We start from the raw sequence: 17,965 nt of genomic DNA, 5'->3' as shown, positions 1-17,965 counted from the left end.
CATGGCCGATAACACACTTCACTCTTCCGCCCGCGATAACTGGCTGGAGCGCCGCTTTGCGCTGCGCTCGCGCGGCGGCACGCTGCGCAGCGAATGCCTGGCCGGGATCACCGGTTTTCTCGCCGCCGCCTATTTACTGGTGGTCATCCCGGGACTGCTGGCGATAGGCGGAATGGACAAAGGCGCCGCCACCACCGGCACCATTCTGGTCTTCGTCGTCGGCTCGCTGCTGATGGCGTTTTACGCCAACCTGCCGTTTATCGTCGGCCCGGGCATTGGCGGCTCAGTGCTGGTGGGGGTCACGCTGGCCGGTAGCGAGGGGATTGGCTGGCAGACAGGCCTCGGGATCGCCTGCTGGTCGGGGGTTCTCTTCTTCCTGCTGACCCGCTTTGGCCTGCGCGAAGTGGTCACCCGCTCGGTTCCGCAGTCGATCAAGCTGGGGCTGACGGCCTCCATCGGCCTGTTCGTCGCCGTCCTCGGCTTTCGCAACGCCGGGCTGGTGCTCGCCAATGCCAAAACCAACGCCCTGATGCTCGGCGACTTCCTCGCCCCCGGCGCGCTGGTGGCGCTGTGCGGCCTGTTCCTGGCGATAGCCCTGCAGGCGCGTAAGGTGCCGGGCGCCATTTTGTGGGCCATTCTGTGCGCTACCCTGGTGGGGATCCCGTTCGGCGTCACGAAACTGCCGACGCATTTTATCGATGTCCCCCACTCGCTGGCCCCGGTGCTGGGAGAGGTTGACCTGCTGGGGGCGTTAAACATCGCCTTCCTGCCGTTCCTGTTCGTCTTTTTCGCTTCTGAGTTTTTCTCCACCATGGGGACGACGCTGGCGGTGGGCGGCGAGGCGGGTCTGCTGGATGAAGAAGGCAACATGCCGCAGATTAATCGCCCGTTTATGGTCGATTCGATTGCCGCGGCGCTCGGCCCGTGGGTAGGTATTCCGGCGGCGACGGCGCTGATTGAGTCCTCGGCGGCGGCGGAAGCCGGCGGCAAAACCGGCCTCACCGCGCTGTCAGCGGCGGTGATGTTCCTGCTGATGCTGCTGTTCACGCCGGTGGCGCTGATGATCCCGAAGGAGGCCACCGCCCCGGCGCTGATCCTGATCGGCCTGAACATGTTCAGCGGCCTGCGCAAAGTGGATCTCGGCAACTTCACCGACGGCCTGCCGGTGCTGATGATGGTGATGATCACCCTCATCGCCAACAGCTTCGGCACCGGCATCGCCGGCGGGCTGCTGTTTTACATTGTGATCAAGGCCATCGCCGGCAAGTGGCGGGAAATCCCGATTGGCCTGTGGGTGCTGGCCGTCCCGCTGGTCTACTACTTCGCGACCTTAGTTAGACATTAAGCCCTTCACAATGTGATTTCACCTCTTCATATAACAAACGCACCGCGGCAGAGAGCTGTTTGCGGTGCGGACAAATCAGGTTCAACGGCACCACATCCCCCTGGTAACGCGGCAGCAGGCGCCGCAGGCGACCCGCCCGCAGATCGTCGCTGACGTCGAGCATCGATTTATAGGCAATGCCCTCCCCGGCCACCGCCAGCCGGCGGATCACCTCCGCGTCATCGCTCATCACCGTGCCGGAGACCTTCTGCTGCAGAACTTCGCCGTCGAGGCTCAGCGACCAGCGGTCGAACGGGCGGCCGCGCAATATGTAGATCAACGCATTGTGCTGGCCGAGCTCCTCAAGGGTCTGCGGCTCGCCGTGGCGGGCGATCCACTCAGGAGAGGCCACCAGCACCCGACGATTTTCCGGCGCCACCGGCAGCGAAATAAACGAGGCGTCATCGTTATTGCCATAGCGAAACGCGACGTCCACCGGATCTTTAAACACGTCGGTCAGCTGGTCGGAAAAGAGCAGCCGCAGGCGCAGCGCCGGGTGGCGTTGCCGAAAGTCGCGGAACAGGGTCAGGAGCAGGTTACGCCCGAGATCCGATGGCACGGCGATCTGCAGCATGCCGCGAATTTCATCGTCCGGGGTCTGGATCTTCTGCAGGCCGGCCTCGAGGGTATCGAGCATCTGGGTGGCATACGGCAGCCAGGTCTCCCCCTCCGGCGTCAGGCGCAGGCTGCGGGTCGAGCGGGCGAACAGGCGAATATTGAGGATTGTCTCCAGACGCTTAATCGCCGCGCTCACCTGCGCCGGTTGCTGCCCCGCCTCGCGCGCGGCGTCGCTAAAACTGCCCAGTGCCGCGGCGCGGACAAATAAGGTCAGATCTTCCAGCCTGAACATGCCGATTCTCCCCTGCTTCAGATTGCTCCCAAAATAGGCATCACCGTCGCTGCAACGCAAGCGGCGCAGGACTTGCGCCGTGTTTTGCTTACACTTTTTAAAAATCCAGTGCTTGCCATTTCAGCAACGCATCAGGAATGATACGAGGCTGCTATTTTGAGTCCAGGTAATATTGAGGAAACTATGCGTAAAACAAAAATGATGCTTCTGGGCGTACTCCTTGCCACCGCCGGCGCCAGCTGGACGGCTTCTGCCGCGGGGATCGATCAGTATGCGCTGAAAGAGTTCACCGCCGACTTCACCCAGTTTCACATTGGCGACACCGTTCCGGCGATGTACCTCACCCCCGAATACAACATCAAAGGGTGGCAGCAGCGTAATCTGCCCGCGCCGGACGCCGGCAGCCACTGGACCTATATGGGCGGTAACTACGTGCTGATCACCGACACCGAAGGCAAAATCCTCAAGGTGTACGATGGCGAGATCTTCTATCATCGCTGATCCGCTCAAACTCCGCATCCGCCCCGGCGAACCAGCGGACTTTCCGGCGCTGCGCCAGCTCTTTCTGCGGGCGCGCAGTATGTCGTGGACCTGGCTTCCCTCCACGACATGGCGGCTGGAAGATTTCGATGCCGCCACCGCGGATGAACAGCTATGGGTCGCGGAATACGACGGCCTGCCGGTGGGCTTTGCCGCCGTATGGACCGCCGATAACTTTCTTCACCATCTGTTCGTCGACCCGGACTGGCAGGGCAAGCATATCGGCAGCGCGCTGCTGGCGCAGGTCGAACGGACCTTTACCGCCAGCGGGACGCTGAAGTGCCTGATGGAAAATAAAAACGCCCTGCGCTTCTACCAGCGTCACGGCTGGACCATCGAAGCACAGGGCGCCTCGCCCGAGGGCGGATACTGGCTGATGCGCTCGCCGCGGCCTTAAACGGCGCGGAAGGCAATCTCACCCGGGATCACTTCTCCCTGCCAGTACATCTGGGCCGCCACCCGACCCGCCAGCTGGCGGTAGATGTCGGTAAATTCGCTTTCCGGACGCGCCACCACCGTCGGCGTGCCGTTATCCAGATCTTCCCGCAGCGTAATATGCAGCGGCAGCTGGCCCAGCAGCTGGGTGTGGTATTTCTCGGCCAGTTTTTGCGCGCCGCCGGTGCCGAAGATCGGCTCATGGTGCCCGCAGTTGCTGCAGATATGCATGCTCATGTTTTCCACGATCCCCAGCACTGGCACTTCCACTTTTTCGAACATCACGATGCCTTTTTTGGCGTCGATCAGCGCGATATCCTGCGGCGTGGTGACTACCACCGCGCCGGTGACCGGAATGTTCTGCGCCAGCGTCAGCTGGATGTCGCCAGTGCCCGGCGGCATATCCAGCACCAGGTAGTCGAGATCCGGCCACAGGGTCTCCTGCAGCATCTGCATCAGCGCCTTGCTGGCCATCGGCCCGCGCCACACCATGGCGTTGTCGTCGGTCACCAGGTAGCCGATGGAGTTGGTGGCCAGACCGAACTTCATGATCGGCGCCATATGGGTACCGTCCGGCGAGGTCGGGCGGCTGTCTTCCGCGCCAAGCATGGTCGGAATCGACGGGCCGTAGATATCGGCATCCAAAATGCCCACCTTCGCCCCTTCCGCGGCGAGCGCCAGCGCCAGGTTTACGGCAGTAGAAGATTTACCGACGCCGCCTTTCCCGGAGCTGATGGCGATAATGTTCTTCACGCCGTTGATGCCGGGCTGGTTTTTCACGCGCTTGAGGGTCGCGATGCTGTGGGTCAGCTTCCAGTCGATGGCCTTCGCGCCAGTGATGCGCAACAGCTCGGCGCTGCACTGCTCTTTTAGCGCTTCGAAGGCGCTGCTCCAGACGAACGGCATTTGTAGCTCGATATGAACGGTATCGTCCAGCCAGGCGACATGGTGCAGCGCCTTGAGGGTGGTGAGATTATGCTTCAGGGTTGGGTGCTGGAAATTGGCCAGCGTTCCGGCGACCATCGCGCGGAGGCGCTCGGGGGATTTGGCCTGGGATTGCGAATTCATCCCGACTCCTTTGTTGTTTTGAGATGCTTTCAGTAATCACAGAGTTTATCACAGGAAAGGATTATCCATATATGGGCAGCCATTTATGGCGCACCCACAGCCCTTTTGGTAATATCGGAAGCCCTTTTTACAACAGAAGATGTAATGCTCACTATGACTCAAGTCGCGAAGAAAATTCTGGTAACGTGCGCCCTGCCGTACGCCAACGGCTCCATCCACCTCGGCCACATGCTGGAGCACATCCAGGCTGATGTCTGGGTCCGTTACCAGCGAATGCGCGGCCACGAGGTCAACTTCATCTGCGCCGACGACGCCCACGGCACGCCGATCATGCTCAAGGCGCAACAGCTCGGTATCACTCCGGAGCAGATGATTGGCGAGATGAGTCAGGAGCATCAGACCGATTTTGCCGGCTTCGACATCAGCTACGATAACTATCACTCGACGCACAGCGACGAGAACCGCGAGCTGTCGGAGCTTATCTACACCCGTCTGAAAGAGAACGGTTTTATCAAAAACCGCACCATCTCTCAGCTCTACGATCCGGAAAAAGGCATGTTCCTGCCGGACCGTTTTGTGAAAGGCACCTGTCCGAAGTGTAAATCTCCGGACCAGTACGGCGATAACTGCGAAGTGTGCGGCGCGACCTACAGCCCCACCGAACTGATCGACCCGAAATCGGTGGTCTCCGGCGCCACGCCGGTGATGCGTGACTCCGAACACTTCTTCTTCGACCTGCCGTCGTTCAGCGAAATGCTGCAGGCGTGGACCCGCAGCGGCGCGCTGCAGGAGCAGGTGGCGAACAAAATGCAGGAGTGGTTCGAATCCGGCCTGCAGCAGTGGGACATCTCCCGCGATGCGCCTTACTTCGGCTTCGAAATTCCGAACGCGCCGGGCAAATATTTCTACGTCTGGCTGGACGCGCCGATCGGCTACATGGGCTCTTTCAAGAACCTGTGCGACAAGCGCGGCGACACCACCAGCTTCGACGAATACTGGAAGAAAGACTCCACGGCCGAGCTGTATCACTTTATCGGCAAGGACATCGTCTACTTCCACAGCCTGTTCTGGCCGGCGATGCTGGAAGGCAGCCAGTTCCGTAAACCGACCAACCTGTTCGTGCATGGCTACGTGACGGTCAATGGCGCGAAGATGTCTAAGTCGCGCGGCACCTTCATTAAGGCCAGCACCTGGCTGAAGCACTTTGATGCCGACAGCCTGCGCTACTACTACACCGCCAAGCTCTCTTCGCGCATCGATGATATCGACCTCAACCTGGAAGACTTTATCCAGCGCGTTAACGCCGACATCGTCAACAAGGTAGTTAACCTCGCTTCGCGCAACGCCGGCTTTATCAGCAAGCGTTTTGACGGCGTGCTGGCCGCTGAGCTGGCCGACCCGGCGCTGTACAAAACCTTCACCGACGCGGCGGAAAGCATCGGCGAAGCGTGGGACAGCCGCGAGTTCGGTAAGGCCATCCGCGAAATCATGGCCCTCGCCGACGTGGCCAACCGCTATGTCGATGAGCAGGCTCCGTGGGTGGTGGCGAAACAGGAAGGCCGCGACGCCGACCTGCAGGCCATCTGCACCATGGGCCTGAATATGTTCCGCGTGCTGATGACCTGGCTGAAGCCGGTCCTGCCGCAGCTGGCCGCGCGCGCGGAAGCGTTCCTCAACAGCGAGCTGAGCTGGGACGCCATCCAGCAGCCGCTGCTGGCGCATAAGGTCAATCCGTTTAAGGCGCTGTACAACCGCATCGAGATGAAGCAGGTGGAAGCCCTGGTGGAAGCCTCTAAAGAAGAGGTGAAAGCCACCGCGGCGCCGGTCAGCGGCCCGCTGGCGGACGATCCGATTCAGGAAACCATCACCTTTGACGATTTCGCCAAAGTCGACCTGCGCGTGGCGCTGATTGAAAACGCGGAATTCGTCGAGGGCTCCGACAAGCTGCTGCGCCTGACGCTGGATCTTGGCGGCGAGAAGCGTAACGTCTTCTCCGGCATCCGCTCCGCTTATCCGGATCCGCAGCCGCTGATTGGCCGCCTGACGGTGATGGTCGCCAACCTGGCGCCGCGCAAAATGCGCTTCGGCATCTCGGAAGGGATGGTGATGGCCGCCGGCCCTGGCGGGAAGGATATCTTCCTGTTAAGCCCTGACGACGGCGCGAAGCCGGGTCAGCAGGTGAAATAATAAAAAAGCCGGAGAATATCTCCGGCTTTTTTTGCCCGGCGGCGCTACCCTTGCACGGGCCGACGGGTTTTGTAGGCCGGGTAAGGCGAAGCCGCCCCCCGGCTAACCATCACGCCTTCGGGTTATGTACCCGCTGGGTCAGGCCGCGCAGGAAATTGCGCAGAAACTGGTCGCCGCACTCGCGGTAGTTTTTGTGGTCAGGCGACCGCATCATGGCGGTCACTTCCGGCACCGAAACGCGGTATTTCTGCTCGCTCATGATCGCCACAATATCGTCCGTTTTCAGCGAGAAGGCGATCCGCAGCTTTTTCAGCACCGTATTGTTATTCACCCGGCGCTCCAGCGCCAGCTCCGGCGCCGAATCGTCTTTACCGCGCTTGTCATAGATAAGGCCGTTGAGGAACCCCGACAGAATAATGTCCGGGCAGCGGACAAAGCCCTCTTCATCCTCTTTCGTCGTCCAGGTGTCGAAGCTGGCGGAGGTGGATTCCATATCGGATAGCGCAAGAATGCGCACCATATCGTTATTATTGACTTTCAGGGTGTAGCGCAGGCTACGAAGAATATCATTACTGAGCATGAGTGCCTTTTACTGTCGATGATGCAATGGGGCGCAGTGTAGCAGCTTTACAGGCCAATCGCCTCTTTCAGACTTTTTAAATAGCGCCGGCTCACCGGCACCGTTTGCCCGGCGCGCATCAGCAGCTCCGCCTGACCATTCTCCTCCAGGCGAATCTCCTTCAGGTGCGCCATATTCACCAGATACTGGCGATGACAGCGCAGCAGCGGCGTGCGGCTCTCAAGGGTGCGCAGGGTCAGCTCGGTAAACCCCTCCTTGCCCTCGCGGTCGGTCACGTAGATCCCGCTCATCCGGCTGCTGACGAAGGCCACATCCTCCATCTGCAGCAGCCAGATACGACTGTGTCCGGTACAGGGTATGTATTTCAGCGTCTGCCGGGCGTCATCCAGCAGCGACACATCCTGCAGATTACGCTCCTGGCGCAGACGGGCGAGGGTTTTCTCCAGCCGGGCAGCTTCAATCGGCTTGAGCAGATAGTCAAAGGCGTGCTCCTCAAAGGCTTTCACCGCGTATTCATCAAAGGCGGTGAGAAACACAATATAGGGGCGGTGCTCCGGGTCGAGCATCCCGACCATCTCCAGGCCGCTGATGCGCGGCATCTGGATGTCGAGAAACAACACGTCGGGACGCAGCTTATGGACCGCGCCAATCGCCTCCACCGCGTTGCCGCATTCGCCGACGATCTCGATATCGCGCTGAGTCTCCAGCAAAATACGCAGGTTTTCCCGCGCCAGCGGCTCATCATCGACGATCAATACTCTCAGCATGCATTCTCCTCCAGGGGCAAACGTAGGGTGACACGGGTAAAGCGCTCCGGTTCGCAGGTGACGCTGATACCGCAGTCGGCGCCAAAACGCGCCCGAAGCCGCCTGTCCACCAGATTCATCCCCAGCCCGCTGGCCTGAGGGTTGGCCCGGTACAGCCCGGCGTTATCTTCGATATCCAGCTGCAGCCAGCGATCGTCCTGGCTGGCGCGAATGGTAATTTCGCCGACGCCAAGATGTTGCGATGTGCCATGCTTAATAGCGTTCTCCACGATCGGCTGCAGGGTAAAGGCCGGCAGCTGGTGATGCGCCAGCCCTTCCGGCACCGCCATCTGGATCTGCAGGTTAGCCTGAAAGCGGGCCTTCTCAATCTGCAGGTAGGCGTTAACATGCTCGATCTCATCGGCGAGGGTGACGATTTCTGTCGGCCGCTTCAGGTTCTTGCGAAAGAAGGTCGACAGATACTGCACCAGCTGGCCGGCCTGCTCGCTGTCGCGACGGATCACCGCCTTCAGGGTGTTAAGCGCGTTAAACAGGAAGTGCGGGTTGACCTGGGCATGCAGAAGCTTGATTTCGGATTGCGTCAGCAGCGCCTTCTGCCGCTCGTACTGCCCGGCGAGGATCTGCGCCGACAGCAGCTGGGCAATCCCCTCCCCGAGGGTGCGGTTGATCGAACTGAACAGGCGGTTTTTCGCCTCATACAATTTGATGGTGCCGATCACCCGCTGGTTCTCGCCGCGCAAGGGGATCACCAGCGTCGACCCCAGCTTACAGTGCGGATGAATCGAGCAGCGGTAGGGCACCTCGTTGCCGTCGGCATACACCACCTCCCCGGTCTCAATCGCCCGTTGCGTATACGAGGAGGAGATAGGTTTGCCCGGCAGGTGGTGGTCGTCGCCGATGCCGGTAAACGCCAGCAGCTTGTCGCGGTCGGTGATCGCCACCGCGCCGATATCCAGCTCCTGGATCAGCACCTGGGCCACCTTCATGCTGTTCTCTTCGTTGAACCCCTGACGCAGGATCCCCTCGGTGGACGCCGCCACCTTCAGCGCCGTGGCGGAAAAGGCGGAGGTGTACTTCTCGAACATCGCCCGCTTGTCCAGCAGAATGCGCATAAACAGCGCCGCGCCGACGGTATTGGTCACCATCATCGGCGCAGCAATGCTCTGCACCAGATGCAGGGCGTCCTGGAACGGGCGGGCGATCAGCAGAATAATCATCATCTGCACCAGCTCGGCCACGAAGGTGATCGCCCCGGCGGTCAGCGGGCTAAAGACTTTGTCCGGCCGGCCGCGCTTGACCAGCACGCTGTGCACCAGACCGCCCAGCAGCCCCTCGACGATAGTGGAGACCATGCAGCTTAAGGCGGTCATCCCCCCCAGCGAGTAGCGGTGCAGGCCGCCGGTCAGCCCCACCAGCCCGCCGACCACCGGGCCGCCGAGCAGGCCGCCCATCACGGCGCCGATGGCGCGGGTGTTGGCGATAGAGTCTTCGATATGCAGACCAAAATAGGTCCCCATAATGCAGAAAATGGAGAAGGTGACGTAGCACAGCAGCTTGTGCGGCAGGCGAACGGTGACTTGCATCAGGGGGATAAACAGTCGGGTTTTGCTCATCAACCACGCGATGACCAAAAATACGCACATCTGCTGAAGCAGCAGCAACACCAGATCAAACTCGTACATACCCGCAAACCACACATTCCTGAAAGCGCGTACCTTACACTGCCTGGCGGAGACTTTCTTTGAAGCCCTGCATAAAAATGAAAAATGACGGGCAGGATCACACTTTTTTGCGGCGTGTGACGCAGCGAAAGCGGCAAAAAGCCCGGCGCGGCGCGCTAAACCGCAATTAATGTTTCATTAACACCTGTGCTTCACCGTATAATCCCCCTGTTAACATCAGGAGCCTATTATGAAGCCAGCGAAAATCGCGGTCGTCACTCTCTTCTTACTTATGGCCATCGGCGGGATCAGCGGCGTGATGCTGGCCGGCTATTCCTTTATTGTACGTGGCGGTGTCGGCTGAGCCAGCGGGCCAGGCGCTCAAATGCGCGGTCGACAATAATCGCCGCCAGCGCCACCAGCAGCGCCCCCTGCACGATATAGGCGGTATTAAACCCGCTCAGGCCGATGATGATCGGCGTCCCAAGCGTATTGGCCCCCACCGTCGAGGCTATCGTCGCGGTACCAATATTGACGATGACCGAGGTGCGGATCCCCGCCAGGATTACCGGGGCCGCCAGAGGCAGCTCCACCTTGCACAGACGCTGCCAGCCGGTCATGCCCATTCCTTCTGCCACATCTGACACGCCCGACGGTATCGACCCCAGACCGGCCAGAGTCCCTTGCAGCACCGGTAGTATGCCATACAGCGCGAGGGCGATCAGCGCCGGCAGCCAGCCAAAGCCCAGCACCGGCACCGCCATCGCCAGCACCGCCACCGGCGGAAAGGTCTGCCCGATAGCGGCGATGGTCTCCACCAGCGGACGAAACGCGCTGCCCGCGGGCCGGGTGACCGCCACCCCTGCCCCCAGCCCGACAGCGGTCGCCGCGAGGCTGGACGCCGCCACCAGCCAGCCGTGATCGACAGTGAGCGCCCAGAAGCTCTCCTGCTGGTAGACCGGCCGCGGCAGTTCCGGAAACAGCCGGCTGAACAGCGGCGCGCTGTAGGGCAGCCCCGCCAGCAGGCCGATAAACAGCGCGCTAAGCCACCACAGCGGCTCACGAAGCGCCTTCATGACTCGCCTCCTGGCGCAGCAGATCGGCAAAATGCAGCGTGCCGCAGGGGTGCCCCTCGGCATCCACCACCGGCAGCGCCTCGCAGCGCCGGGCGACAAACTGCGACAGCGCTTCCCGCAGGGTCATGGTGACGGTCAGCCCCTCGCCCGCCAGCCGCTCGTCGGGACGCAGATAGTCTCGCACCTCGCGCAGCGACAGCAGGCGCACGCCCAGCTCGCTGCGGCCAAAAAAGGTTTGCACAAAGCGATTCTCTGGCCGCAGGAGCATCTCCAGCGGCGCCCCCTGCTGGACCACCTCGCCGCCGTCCATCAGCACCAGGTGGTCCGCGAGACGCAGCGCTTCGTCAATATCATGGGTCACCAGGACAATCGTCCGCCCCAGCAGGCGATGGATGCGCAGCATCTCCTGCTGCAGCGCCTCACGGGTCACCGGGTCGAGGGCGCCGAAGGGCTCATCCATCAGCAGTACCTCCGGGTCTGCCGCCAGCGCCCGCGCCACCCCGACCCGCTGCTGCTGGCCGCCGGAGAGCTGATGAGGGTAGCGGTCGCGCAGCGTTGCCTCCAGCCCCAGCAGCGCCATCAGCTCGTCGACCCGGTCGGCGATCCTCCCCCGCGGCCATTTTTGCAGCTGCGGCACGGTGGCGATATTCTGCGCCACCGTCCAGTGGGGAAACAGGCCGATGGACTGGATGGCATAGCCCATCCGCCGCCGCAGGGTCAGGAGCGGCTGCTGGCGGATGTCTTCGCCGGCAAAGCGAATCATGCCCCGGTCCGGCTCCAGCAGGCGGTTGACCATTTTCAGCGTCGTCGACTTGCCCGAGCCGGAGGTTCCCACCAGCACCGAGAAAGCGCCTTCGCGCAGCTGCAGGGTCAGGTCCTTCACCGCCGGGTGGCCGGCAAACGCTTTGCTGACCCCTTCAAATTCAATCATTGGCCTCTCCTTTCAGCCAGGCGCCCCACAGGGCGAACAGAGCATCCACGACCACCGCCAGGGCAATGGTCGGCACGACCCCGAGCAGCACCAGATCCAGCGCGCTGCTCAGCAGCCCCTGGAACACCAGCGCGCCAAAGCCGCCGGCGCCGATCAGCGCCGCCACCACCGCCATGCCGACGGTTTGCACGCTGACCACCCGCAGGCTGCGCAACAGCACCGGCATCGCCAGCGGGAGCTGCACCTGACGAAAACGCTGACCGGCGCTCATGCCCATCGCCGTCGCGCTCTCCAGCGCATCCCGCGGCACCTGCTGCAGGCCGGTCACCACCCCGCGCACCAGCGGCAGCAGCGCATACAACGTCAGGGCGATCAGGGCCGGCGCCACGCCGGTCCCGGAGACGCCCAGCTCGCCCAGCGCCGGGAAATAGCGCGCCAGACCGGCAAGCGGGGCAATCAGCAGGCCGAACAGCGCCACCGACGGGATAGTCTGGATCACATTGAGCACGGTGAAGGCCGGCGCCTGCCAGCGCGGACGCCGCCAGAGCCATACCCCCAGCGGCAGGCCAATGATCAGGCCCGGCAGCAGGGTGCCAAACAGCAGAAGCAGATGCTGGCGCAGGGCGTCGTCAAACACCTCCTGGCGGTTGGCATACTCCTTCAGCAGCGAGAGCTGATCGAGCGCCCCGGCGGCGAGCAGGATGATGGGCAGAAGCCAGACTTGCGCATTGAGCAGCCAGCGCCACAGCGGCCGGGCGGTAAGATGACGAATGGCCTCGCTGGCCAGCAGCAGGCAGAGCGCCAGCGACAGCCACAGACCGCTGCCGGGCGAGGTGCGCGCCAGCGGCGAGCCGTGCCGGGAGAGCTCAATCGCCGCCTGGCCGCTGCCCCAGATAAGCAGCGGGAAGAGCAGTTCGGCCAGCAGCAGATGGAGAAGCGGCGCAACCCTGCCCGGCAGCCAGCAGAGCAGTATCCCGGCGAGGGCTGCCGCCAGCTGAACGCCGGCGAGCCAGGGCATCACCTGCCACAGCCCGCGCCCTTCCCCGGAGAGTAAGCGATTCGGCGCGTAAGCGATAAACGGCAGCGCCAGCGTAACCAGCAGCAGGCCTGTCAGCAGCAGGCCGACGCGGTGAGTACAGCGAATGGTCACCGGTGGCTTACTTCAGCAGGCCTTTCTGCTGCAGATAATCTGCCGCCACGCGCTTCGCATCCTGGCCTTCCACCGCGATGCGGGCGTTGAGCTGCTGCAGGGTCTTTTCATCGAGGCTGGCGAAGACCGGCTTCAGCCAGTCGGCGATCTGCGGGTAGGCTTTAAGCACCGCCTCGCGCACCACCGGCGTCGGGGCGTAAATCGGCTGCACGCCCTGCGGGTCGCTCAGCGTCTGTAACCCCAGAGCCGCCACCGGGCCGTCGGTGCCGTAGGCCATCGCCGCGTTAACGCCGGAGGTCTGCTGCGCCGCCGCTTTGATGGTCACCGCCGTATCGCCCCCGGCCAGCGACAGCAGCTGGTTCTGGTTGAGTTTGAAGTCATACGCTTTTTCAAACGCCGGCAGCGCGTCCGGGCGTTCAATAAACTCCGCCGAAGCCGCCAGCTTAAATTCGCCGCCCTGCTGCAGATAGCGGCTGAGGTCGGCCAGCGAGGTCAGATGATTTTTCTCCGCCAGCTCCTGGCGCACGGCGATGGTCCAGGTGTTGTTAGCCGGCGCCGGGGTGAGCCATACCAGCTGATGTTTCTCCTGATCCAGGCGTTTCACCTTCTCATAGCCCTGCCGGGCATTCTTCCATGCCGGGTCGTTTTCATCTTTAAAGAAGAAAGCGCCATTGCCGGTATACTCCGGGTAGATATCCAGCTCGCCGGCGACAATCGCCCCGCGCACCACCGGCGTGGTGCCGAGCTGGATTTTATTAATCGTTTTGACGCCGTGGTTTTCCAGCACCTGCTGGATCATATTGCCCAGCAGCGCCCCTTCGGTATCAATTTTCGAGCCGACCTTCACCGGCTCCGCCGCCTGCAGCGGCACACTTATCAGGGCGGCCAGCGCCAGCGCGCCGGACCATTTCGTCGCCATCTTCATCCCGCTTCCCTCAGTTCTTTTGCGCTTCGCTTACAGAAGCTTAAGAGAAAAGCGTAGTCCATTTGCCAGCGATACGAAAAAGAAAAGGCCGATTAATCGGCCTTTAACGTGTGACGTTGGGCTTAAGGGCTCTGTCTTACAACAGCTCAAACTCGCTCTGCTGCACGCGGGCGGAGTCCACGCCGATAAAGACATTGAATTTGCCCGGCTCAGCGACGTATTTCATCTGCTGGTTCCAGAACTTCAGCGCGTCGACGTCGATCGGGAAGCTGACGGTTTGCGTTTCACCCGGCTTGAGGGTGACCTTTTTAAAGCCGCGCAGCATTTTCACCGGCCGGCTCATGGAGGCGGTGACGTCCTGCAGATACAGCTGAATGACTGTCGCCCCTTCGCGTTTGCCGGTGTTGGTCACCTGCACGCTGGCGGTCACGCTGCCGTCGCGCGGCAGGGTGGCCGACGACATAGTGACATCGGAGACGCTAAAGGTGGTGTAGCTCAGACCGTAGCCAAACGGGTACAGCGGGCCGTTGGCCTCATCGAAGTAACGCGAGGTGTACTTGTTCGGCTTCTCCGGATTATACGGCCGACCGGTATTCAGATGGCTGTAGTAGGTTGGGATCTGCCCCACCGAGCGCGGGAAGGACATCGGCAGCTTGCCCGACGGGTTATAGTCGCCAAACAGCACGTCGGCGATGGCATGCCCGCCTTCGGTGCCGGCAAACCAGGTCTCCAGCAGCGCATCGGCTTGCTGATCCTCTTTCACCAGCGCCAGCGGACGGCCGTTCATCAGCACCAGCACCAGCGGTTTGCCGGTGGCTTTGAGGGCGGCAATCAGATTGCGCTGGCTCTGCGGCAGGGTGATGTCGGTCCGGCTGGAGGCCTCATGGGCCATCCCCTGCGCCTCGCCCACTACGGCGACCACCACGTCGGATTGCTTCGCCGCCGCGACGGCTTCGTCGATCATTTCCTGCGGCGAGCGCGGGTCAACCTGCACTGCTTTCTCATACAGATTGAGGAAATCGACAATGCCTTTGTCGTCGGTAATGTTCGCCCCTTTGGCGTAAATCACTTTGCCGTTATCGCCCAGCGCTTCTTTGATGCCGGTCAGGACGGTCACCGACTGATCGGCCACGCCCGCCGCCGACCAGCTGCCCATCATGTCGCGTTTGCTGTCCGCCAGCGCGCCCACCACTGCGATAGTGCCGGATTTTTTCAGCGGCAGCGTATCGAGACGGTTTTTCAGCAGCACCAGGCTCTCGCGGGCCACTTCGCGCGCCTCTTTACGATGCAGACGGCTTTCCGCGTTGGTGTCCTGCGGGTCAGAATCTTTTGGTCCCAGGTGGCTGTACGGATCGTTGAACAGCCCCATGTCATATTTGACGTTGAGCACGTGACGGGTGGCGTCATCCAGCTCAGCCATGGTCACCTTGCCGGATTTCACCAGCCCCGGCAGGTATTTGCTGTAATACTCGTCGCTCATGCTCATGTTGATGCCGGACTTCAGCGCCACGCGCACCGCGTCTTCCGGGTCGGAGGCCACGCCGTGCTTGATCAGCTCTTTGATGGCGCCGTGGTCGGAAACCGTGATGCCTTTAAAGCCCCACTGGTCGCGCAGGACATCTTTCAGCAGCCAGGAATCGGCGGTCGCCGGGGTGCCGTTCAGCGAATTCAGGGCCACCATCACCGCGCCGCTGCCGGCATCGAGACCGGCTTTATACGGCGGCATATAGTCGTTGAACAGACGCTGCGGGCTCATGTCGACCGTGTTGTACTCTTTCCCGCCCTCCACCGTGCCGTAGGCGGCGAAGTGCTTGACGCTGGTCATCACCGAATAGCGGTCAGCAGGGCTCTTGCCCTGCATCGACTCCACCATCGCCTGGCCCATCATCGTGGTCAGATACGTGTCTTCCCCGAAGCCTTCGGAAGCGCGTCCCCAGCGCGGGTCGCGGGAGACGTCGACCATCGGCGCCCAGGTCATGTTCAGCCCGTCATCGGCGGCTTCATAAGCTGACACGCGGCCCACGGTTTTCACCGCGTCGAGGTTAAACGACGAGGCCAGACCGAGGCTTATTGGGAAGACAGTGCGCTGGCCGTGCAGCACATCGTAGGCAAAGAACAGCGGGATCTTCAGGCGGCTAAGCTGCATCACCTGATCCTGCATAACGCGGATATCCGGACGGGTGACGGTGTTAAAAATCGCTCCCACCTGGCCCGCTTTGATCATCTCGCGGATCGCTTCTTTCGGGTTATCCGGGCCGACGCTTATCAGACGCAGCTGGCCGATTTTCTCGTCCACGGTCATTTTTTTCAGCAGGTCGGTAACAAAGGCATCCCGCGCCTGCGGGGTCAGGGGGTGGTTACCAAACAGTTCATCCGCCAGCGCGGGTTGCAGCGCCAGACTCACGGCGACGCCTACAGTGCAGAGCCATTTCATTGTTATCTCGCTTTTTCTCAGACGGGGACTTGGTAAAACATAATAAAAACCGCAGTTTGCCATATATATAAACAACGCGCCCGCAGAATGCTAAGGTTCTTCTCTGATTTTTGCGAAACATTCATGCATCAAATTGTCATACAAAGCGCTATGCTTATCCTCGATATTTCGCGCACCACCACAAGGAGTGGAACATGTCATCTGCACCCACTAACACCCATAAAACGTTTCTGGCTGACCTGGCGCGCCTGGTTGGCCCTTCGCATCTGCTGACCGACCCGGCAAAAACCCAGCGCTACCGCAAAGGCTTCCGCTCCGGCCAGGGCGAAGCGCTGGCGGTTGTCTTTCCCGGCACCCTGCTGGAACTCTGGCGCGTGCTCAACGCCTGCGTCGACGCCGATAAAATCATTTTGATGCAGGCGGCCAACACCGGCCTGACCGAAGGCTCCACCCCCAACGGCAATGATTACGATCGCGAGATCGTGATTATCAGCACCCTGCGCCTGGATAAGCTGCATCTGCTGGACAAAGGCGAGCAGGTGCTGGCCTGGCCCGGCACCACTCTCTATTCACTGGAAAAAGCGCTGAAACCGCTGGGGCGCGAGCCGCACTCGGTGATCGGCTCATCGTGCATCGGCGCGTCGGTGATCGGCGGGATCTGCAACAATTCCGGCGGCTCCCTGGTGCAGCGCGGGCCAGCCTATACCGAGATGTCGCTGTTCGCGCAGATTGACGCCGACGGTAAGCTGAAGCTGGTCAACCATCTGGGCATCGATCTCGGCAGTACGCCGGAGCAGATCCTCAGCCGACTCGACGACGAGCGGATCAGCGATAGCGATGTGCTGCACGATGGCCGTCACGCCCACGATCACGACTATGTTACCCGCGTGCGTGATGTCGATGCCGACACCCCGGCGCGCTACAACGCCGACCCGGACCGCCTGTTCGAATCCTCCGGCTGCGCCGGTAAACTGGCGGTTTTCGCCGCGCGTCTCGATACCTTCCCGGCGGAGAAGCGCCAGCAGGTGTTTTACATTGGCACCAATCAGCCGCAGGTATTGACCGAGATCCGCCGCCATATCCTCGCCGAGTTCCAGCATCTGCCGGTGGCCGGGGAATATATGCACCGCGATATTTACGATATCGCCGAGAAGTATGGCAAAGACACCTTCCTGATGATCGACAAGCTCGGCACCGACAAAATGCCGTTCTTCTTCACCATGAAGGGGCGCACCGACGCGATGCTGGAGAAAGTGTCGCTGTTTAAGCCGCACTTTACCGACCGCTTTATGCAGAAGCTCGGCCACGTCTTCCCGGCGCATTTACCGGAGCGGATGAAAACCTGGCGCGACAAATATGAACACCATCTGCTGCTGAAGATGGCCGGCGACGGCATCGAAGAAGCGCAGCGCTGGCTGACGGCGTACTTCCAACAGGCCGAGGGGGAGTTCTTCGCCTGCACGCCGGAGGAAGGCAGCAAAGCGTTCCTCCATCGCTTTGCCGCCGCGGGCGCGGCGATCCGCTATCAGGCGGTGCATGCTGACGAGGTGGAAGATATTCTGGCGCTGGATATCGCCCTGCGCCGCAACGATACCGAGTGGTTCGAACATCTGCCGCCGGAGATCGACAGCCAGCTGGTGCATAAGCTCTACTATGGCCACTTTATGTGCCATGTATTCCATCAGGATTACATCGTCAAGAAAGGGGTCGACGCCCATGCGCTGAAGGAGCAGATGCTGGCGTTGCTGAAAGCCCGCGGCGCCCAGTACCCGGCGGAGCATAACGTGGGTCATCTGTATGAAGCGCCGGAGAGCCTGCAGCAGTTCTATCGCCAGAACGATCCGACCAACAGCATGAACCCGGGGATCGGCAAAACCAGCAAGCAGAAATACTGGGGTGAAGCGGCCCCGGCGCCGGCCTCCCCGACGGATCCGCAATAATCGGCGGCAGGACTATTCAGCCTGGCGCTTCTGTATT

The 17,965-nt window shown here is 61.4% G+C and carries 16 protein-coding genes; 6 read left to right on the top strand and 10 right to left on the bottom strand.

The window, feature by feature from the left end; translation table 11 throughout:
• Position 1 precedes the first annotated feature (1 nt).
• On the top strand, positions 2–1,345 hold the full coding sequence (locus MKR05_RS17870; protein WP_023290415.1) for an NCS2 family permease: 1,344 nt from the start codon (positions 2–4) through the stop codon (positions 1,343–1,345).
• Here the strand turns inward: MKR05_RS17870 and MKR05_RS17865 are convergent.
• Positions 1,335–2,234, bottom strand: a complete 900-nt coding sequence (locus MKR05_RS17865) for a LysR family transcriptional regulator (RefSeq protein WP_032453496.1) — start codon at positions 2,232–2,234, stop codon at positions 1,335–1,337. The two genes, MKR05_RS17870 and MKR05_RS17865, sit on opposite strands and share 11 nt — an antisense overlap.
• 183 nt (positions 2,235–2,417) lie before the next feature.
• Between MKR05_RS17865 and MKR05_RS17860 the strand changes: the two genes are divergently transcribed.
• Together MKR05_RS17860 and MKR05_RS17855 are read left to right on the top strand one after the other, a co-directional pair.
• Positions 2,418–2,735, top strand: a complete 318-nt coding sequence (locus MKR05_RS17860) for an RcnB family protein (protein WP_004201590.1) — start codon at positions 2,418–2,420, stop codon at positions 2,733–2,735.
• On the top strand, positions 2,710–3,171 hold the full coding sequence (locus tag MKR05_RS17855; protein ID WP_032453497.1) for a GNAT family N-acetyltransferase: 462 nt from the start codon (positions 2,710–2,712) through the stop codon (positions 3,169–3,171). Before MKR05_RS17860 ends, MKR05_RS17855 begins: the two co-directional genes overlap by 26 nt.
• Here MKR05_RS17855 and apbC read toward each other — a convergent pair.
• On the bottom strand, positions 3,168–4,277 hold the full coding sequence (apbC, locus tag MKR05_RS17850) for an iron-sulfur cluster carrier protein ApbC (protein ID WP_023290418.1): 1,110 nt from the start codon (positions 4,275–4,277) through the stop codon (positions 3,168–3,170). The two genes, MKR05_RS17855 and apbC, sit on opposite strands and share 4 nt — an antisense overlap.
• A gap of 153 nt (positions 4,278–4,430) precedes the next feature.
• Between apbC and metG the strand changes: the two genes are divergently transcribed.
• Positions 4,431–6,464, top strand: a complete 2,034-nt coding sequence (gene metG / locus MKR05_RS17845) for a methionine--tRNA ligase (protein ID WP_032429194.1) — start codon at positions 4,431–4,433, stop codon at positions 6,462–6,464.
• A 109-nt stretch (positions 6,465–6,573) separates the two neighbouring features.
• Here the strand turns inward: metG and MKR05_RS17840 are convergent, their stop codons facing one another.
• From MKR05_RS17840 to MKR05_RS17830, 3 genes are read right to left on the bottom strand one after another with little or no spacing between them, the layout of a single operon-like run.
• On the bottom strand, positions 6,574–7,044 hold the full coding sequence (locus MKR05_RS17840; protein WP_023290420.1) for a DUF1456 family protein: 471 nt from the start codon (positions 7,042–7,044) through the stop codon (positions 6,574–6,576).
• A gap of 47 nt (positions 7,045–7,091) precedes the next feature.
• Positions 7,092–7,811 (bottom strand): two-component system response regulator BtsR, encoded by a 720-nt coding sequence (gene btsR / locus MKR05_RS17835; RefSeq protein WP_023290421.1) that lies wholly within the window; start codon positions 7,809–7,811, stop codon positions 7,092–7,094.
• Positions 7,805–9,493, bottom strand: a complete 1,689-nt coding sequence (locus MKR05_RS17830) for a sensor histidine kinase (RefSeq protein WP_004189065.1) — start codon at positions 9,491–9,493, stop codon at positions 7,805–7,807. The genes btsR and MKR05_RS17830 overlap by 7 nt, the downstream gene beginning before the upstream one ends.
• A 229-nt stretch (positions 9,494–9,722) precedes the next feature.
• Here MKR05_RS17830 and MKR05_RS17825 point away from each other — a divergent pair, with 229 nt between their 5' ends.
• Positions 9,723–9,836: a protein YohO gene (locus tag MKR05_RS17825; protein ID WP_002912762.1), complete on the top strand. Its 114-nt coding sequence runs from the start codon at positions 9,723–9,725 to the stop codon at positions 9,834–9,836.
• Here MKR05_RS17825 and MKR05_RS17820 read toward each other — a convergent pair.
• The 5 genes from MKR05_RS17820 to bglX all read right to left on the bottom strand — a co-directional run bounded on the left by MKR05_RS17820 (position 9,811) and on the right by bglX (position 15,988).
• Positions 9,811–10,548: an ABC transporter permease gene (locus MKR05_RS17820; protein ID WP_023290422.1), complete on the bottom strand. Its 738-nt coding sequence runs from the start codon at positions 10,546–10,548 to the stop codon at positions 9,811–9,813. The two genes, MKR05_RS17825 and MKR05_RS17820, sit on opposite strands and share 26 nt — an antisense overlap.
• On the bottom strand, positions 10,532–11,479 hold the full coding sequence (locus MKR05_RS17815) for an ABC transporter ATP-binding protein (protein WP_044524197.1): 948 nt from the start codon (positions 11,477–11,479) through the stop codon (positions 10,532–10,534). The genes MKR05_RS17820 and MKR05_RS17815 overlap by 17 nt, the downstream gene beginning before the upstream one ends.
• Positions 11,472–12,629 carry an ABC transporter permease gene (locus tag MKR05_RS17810; protein WP_044524199.1) on the bottom strand — a complete coding sequence of 386 codons (1,158 nt, stop codon included), beginning with the start codon at positions 12,627–12,629 and terminating at the stop codon, positions 11,472–11,474. Before MKR05_RS17810 ends, MKR05_RS17815 begins: the two co-directional genes overlap by 8 nt.
• A 7-nt stretch (positions 12,630–12,636) precedes the next feature.
• Entirely contained in the window at positions 12,637–13,554 is a 918-nt protein-coding gene (locus tag MKR05_RS17805) for an ABC transporter substrate-binding protein (RefSeq protein WP_023290425.1), read from the bottom strand.
• Positions 13,555–13,690: 136 nt separating this feature from the next.
• The gene (bglX, locus tag MKR05_RS17800; RefSeq protein ID WP_284118441.1) at positions 13,691–15,988 is read right to left on the bottom strand and encodes a beta-glucosidase BglX; all 2,298 of its coding nucleotides are present in this window, start codon (positions 15,986–15,988) and stop codon (positions 13,691–13,693) included.
• A gap of 194 nt (positions 15,989–16,182) precedes the next feature.
• Between bglX and dld the strand changes: the two genes are divergently transcribed.
• The gene (gene dld / locus MKR05_RS17795; protein ID WP_048982084.1) at positions 16,183–17,928 is read left to right on the top strand and encodes a D-lactate dehydrogenase; all 1,746 of its coding nucleotides are present in this window, start codon (positions 16,183–16,185) and stop codon (positions 17,926–17,928) included.
• The last annotated feature ends 37 nt before the right edge of the window (positions 17,929–17,965 follow it).

The organism is Klebsiella sp. K5-204 (assembly GCF_030128585.1).
In the GTDB taxonomy this organism is placed as follows: domain Bacteria; phylum Pseudomonadota; class Gammaproteobacteria; order Enterobacterales; family Enterobacteriaceae; genus Klebsiella; species Klebsiella quasipneumoniae.
Note: the sequence above shows the minus strand (reverse complement) of the source record. Positions and strands in the feature narration are given on the sequence as shown.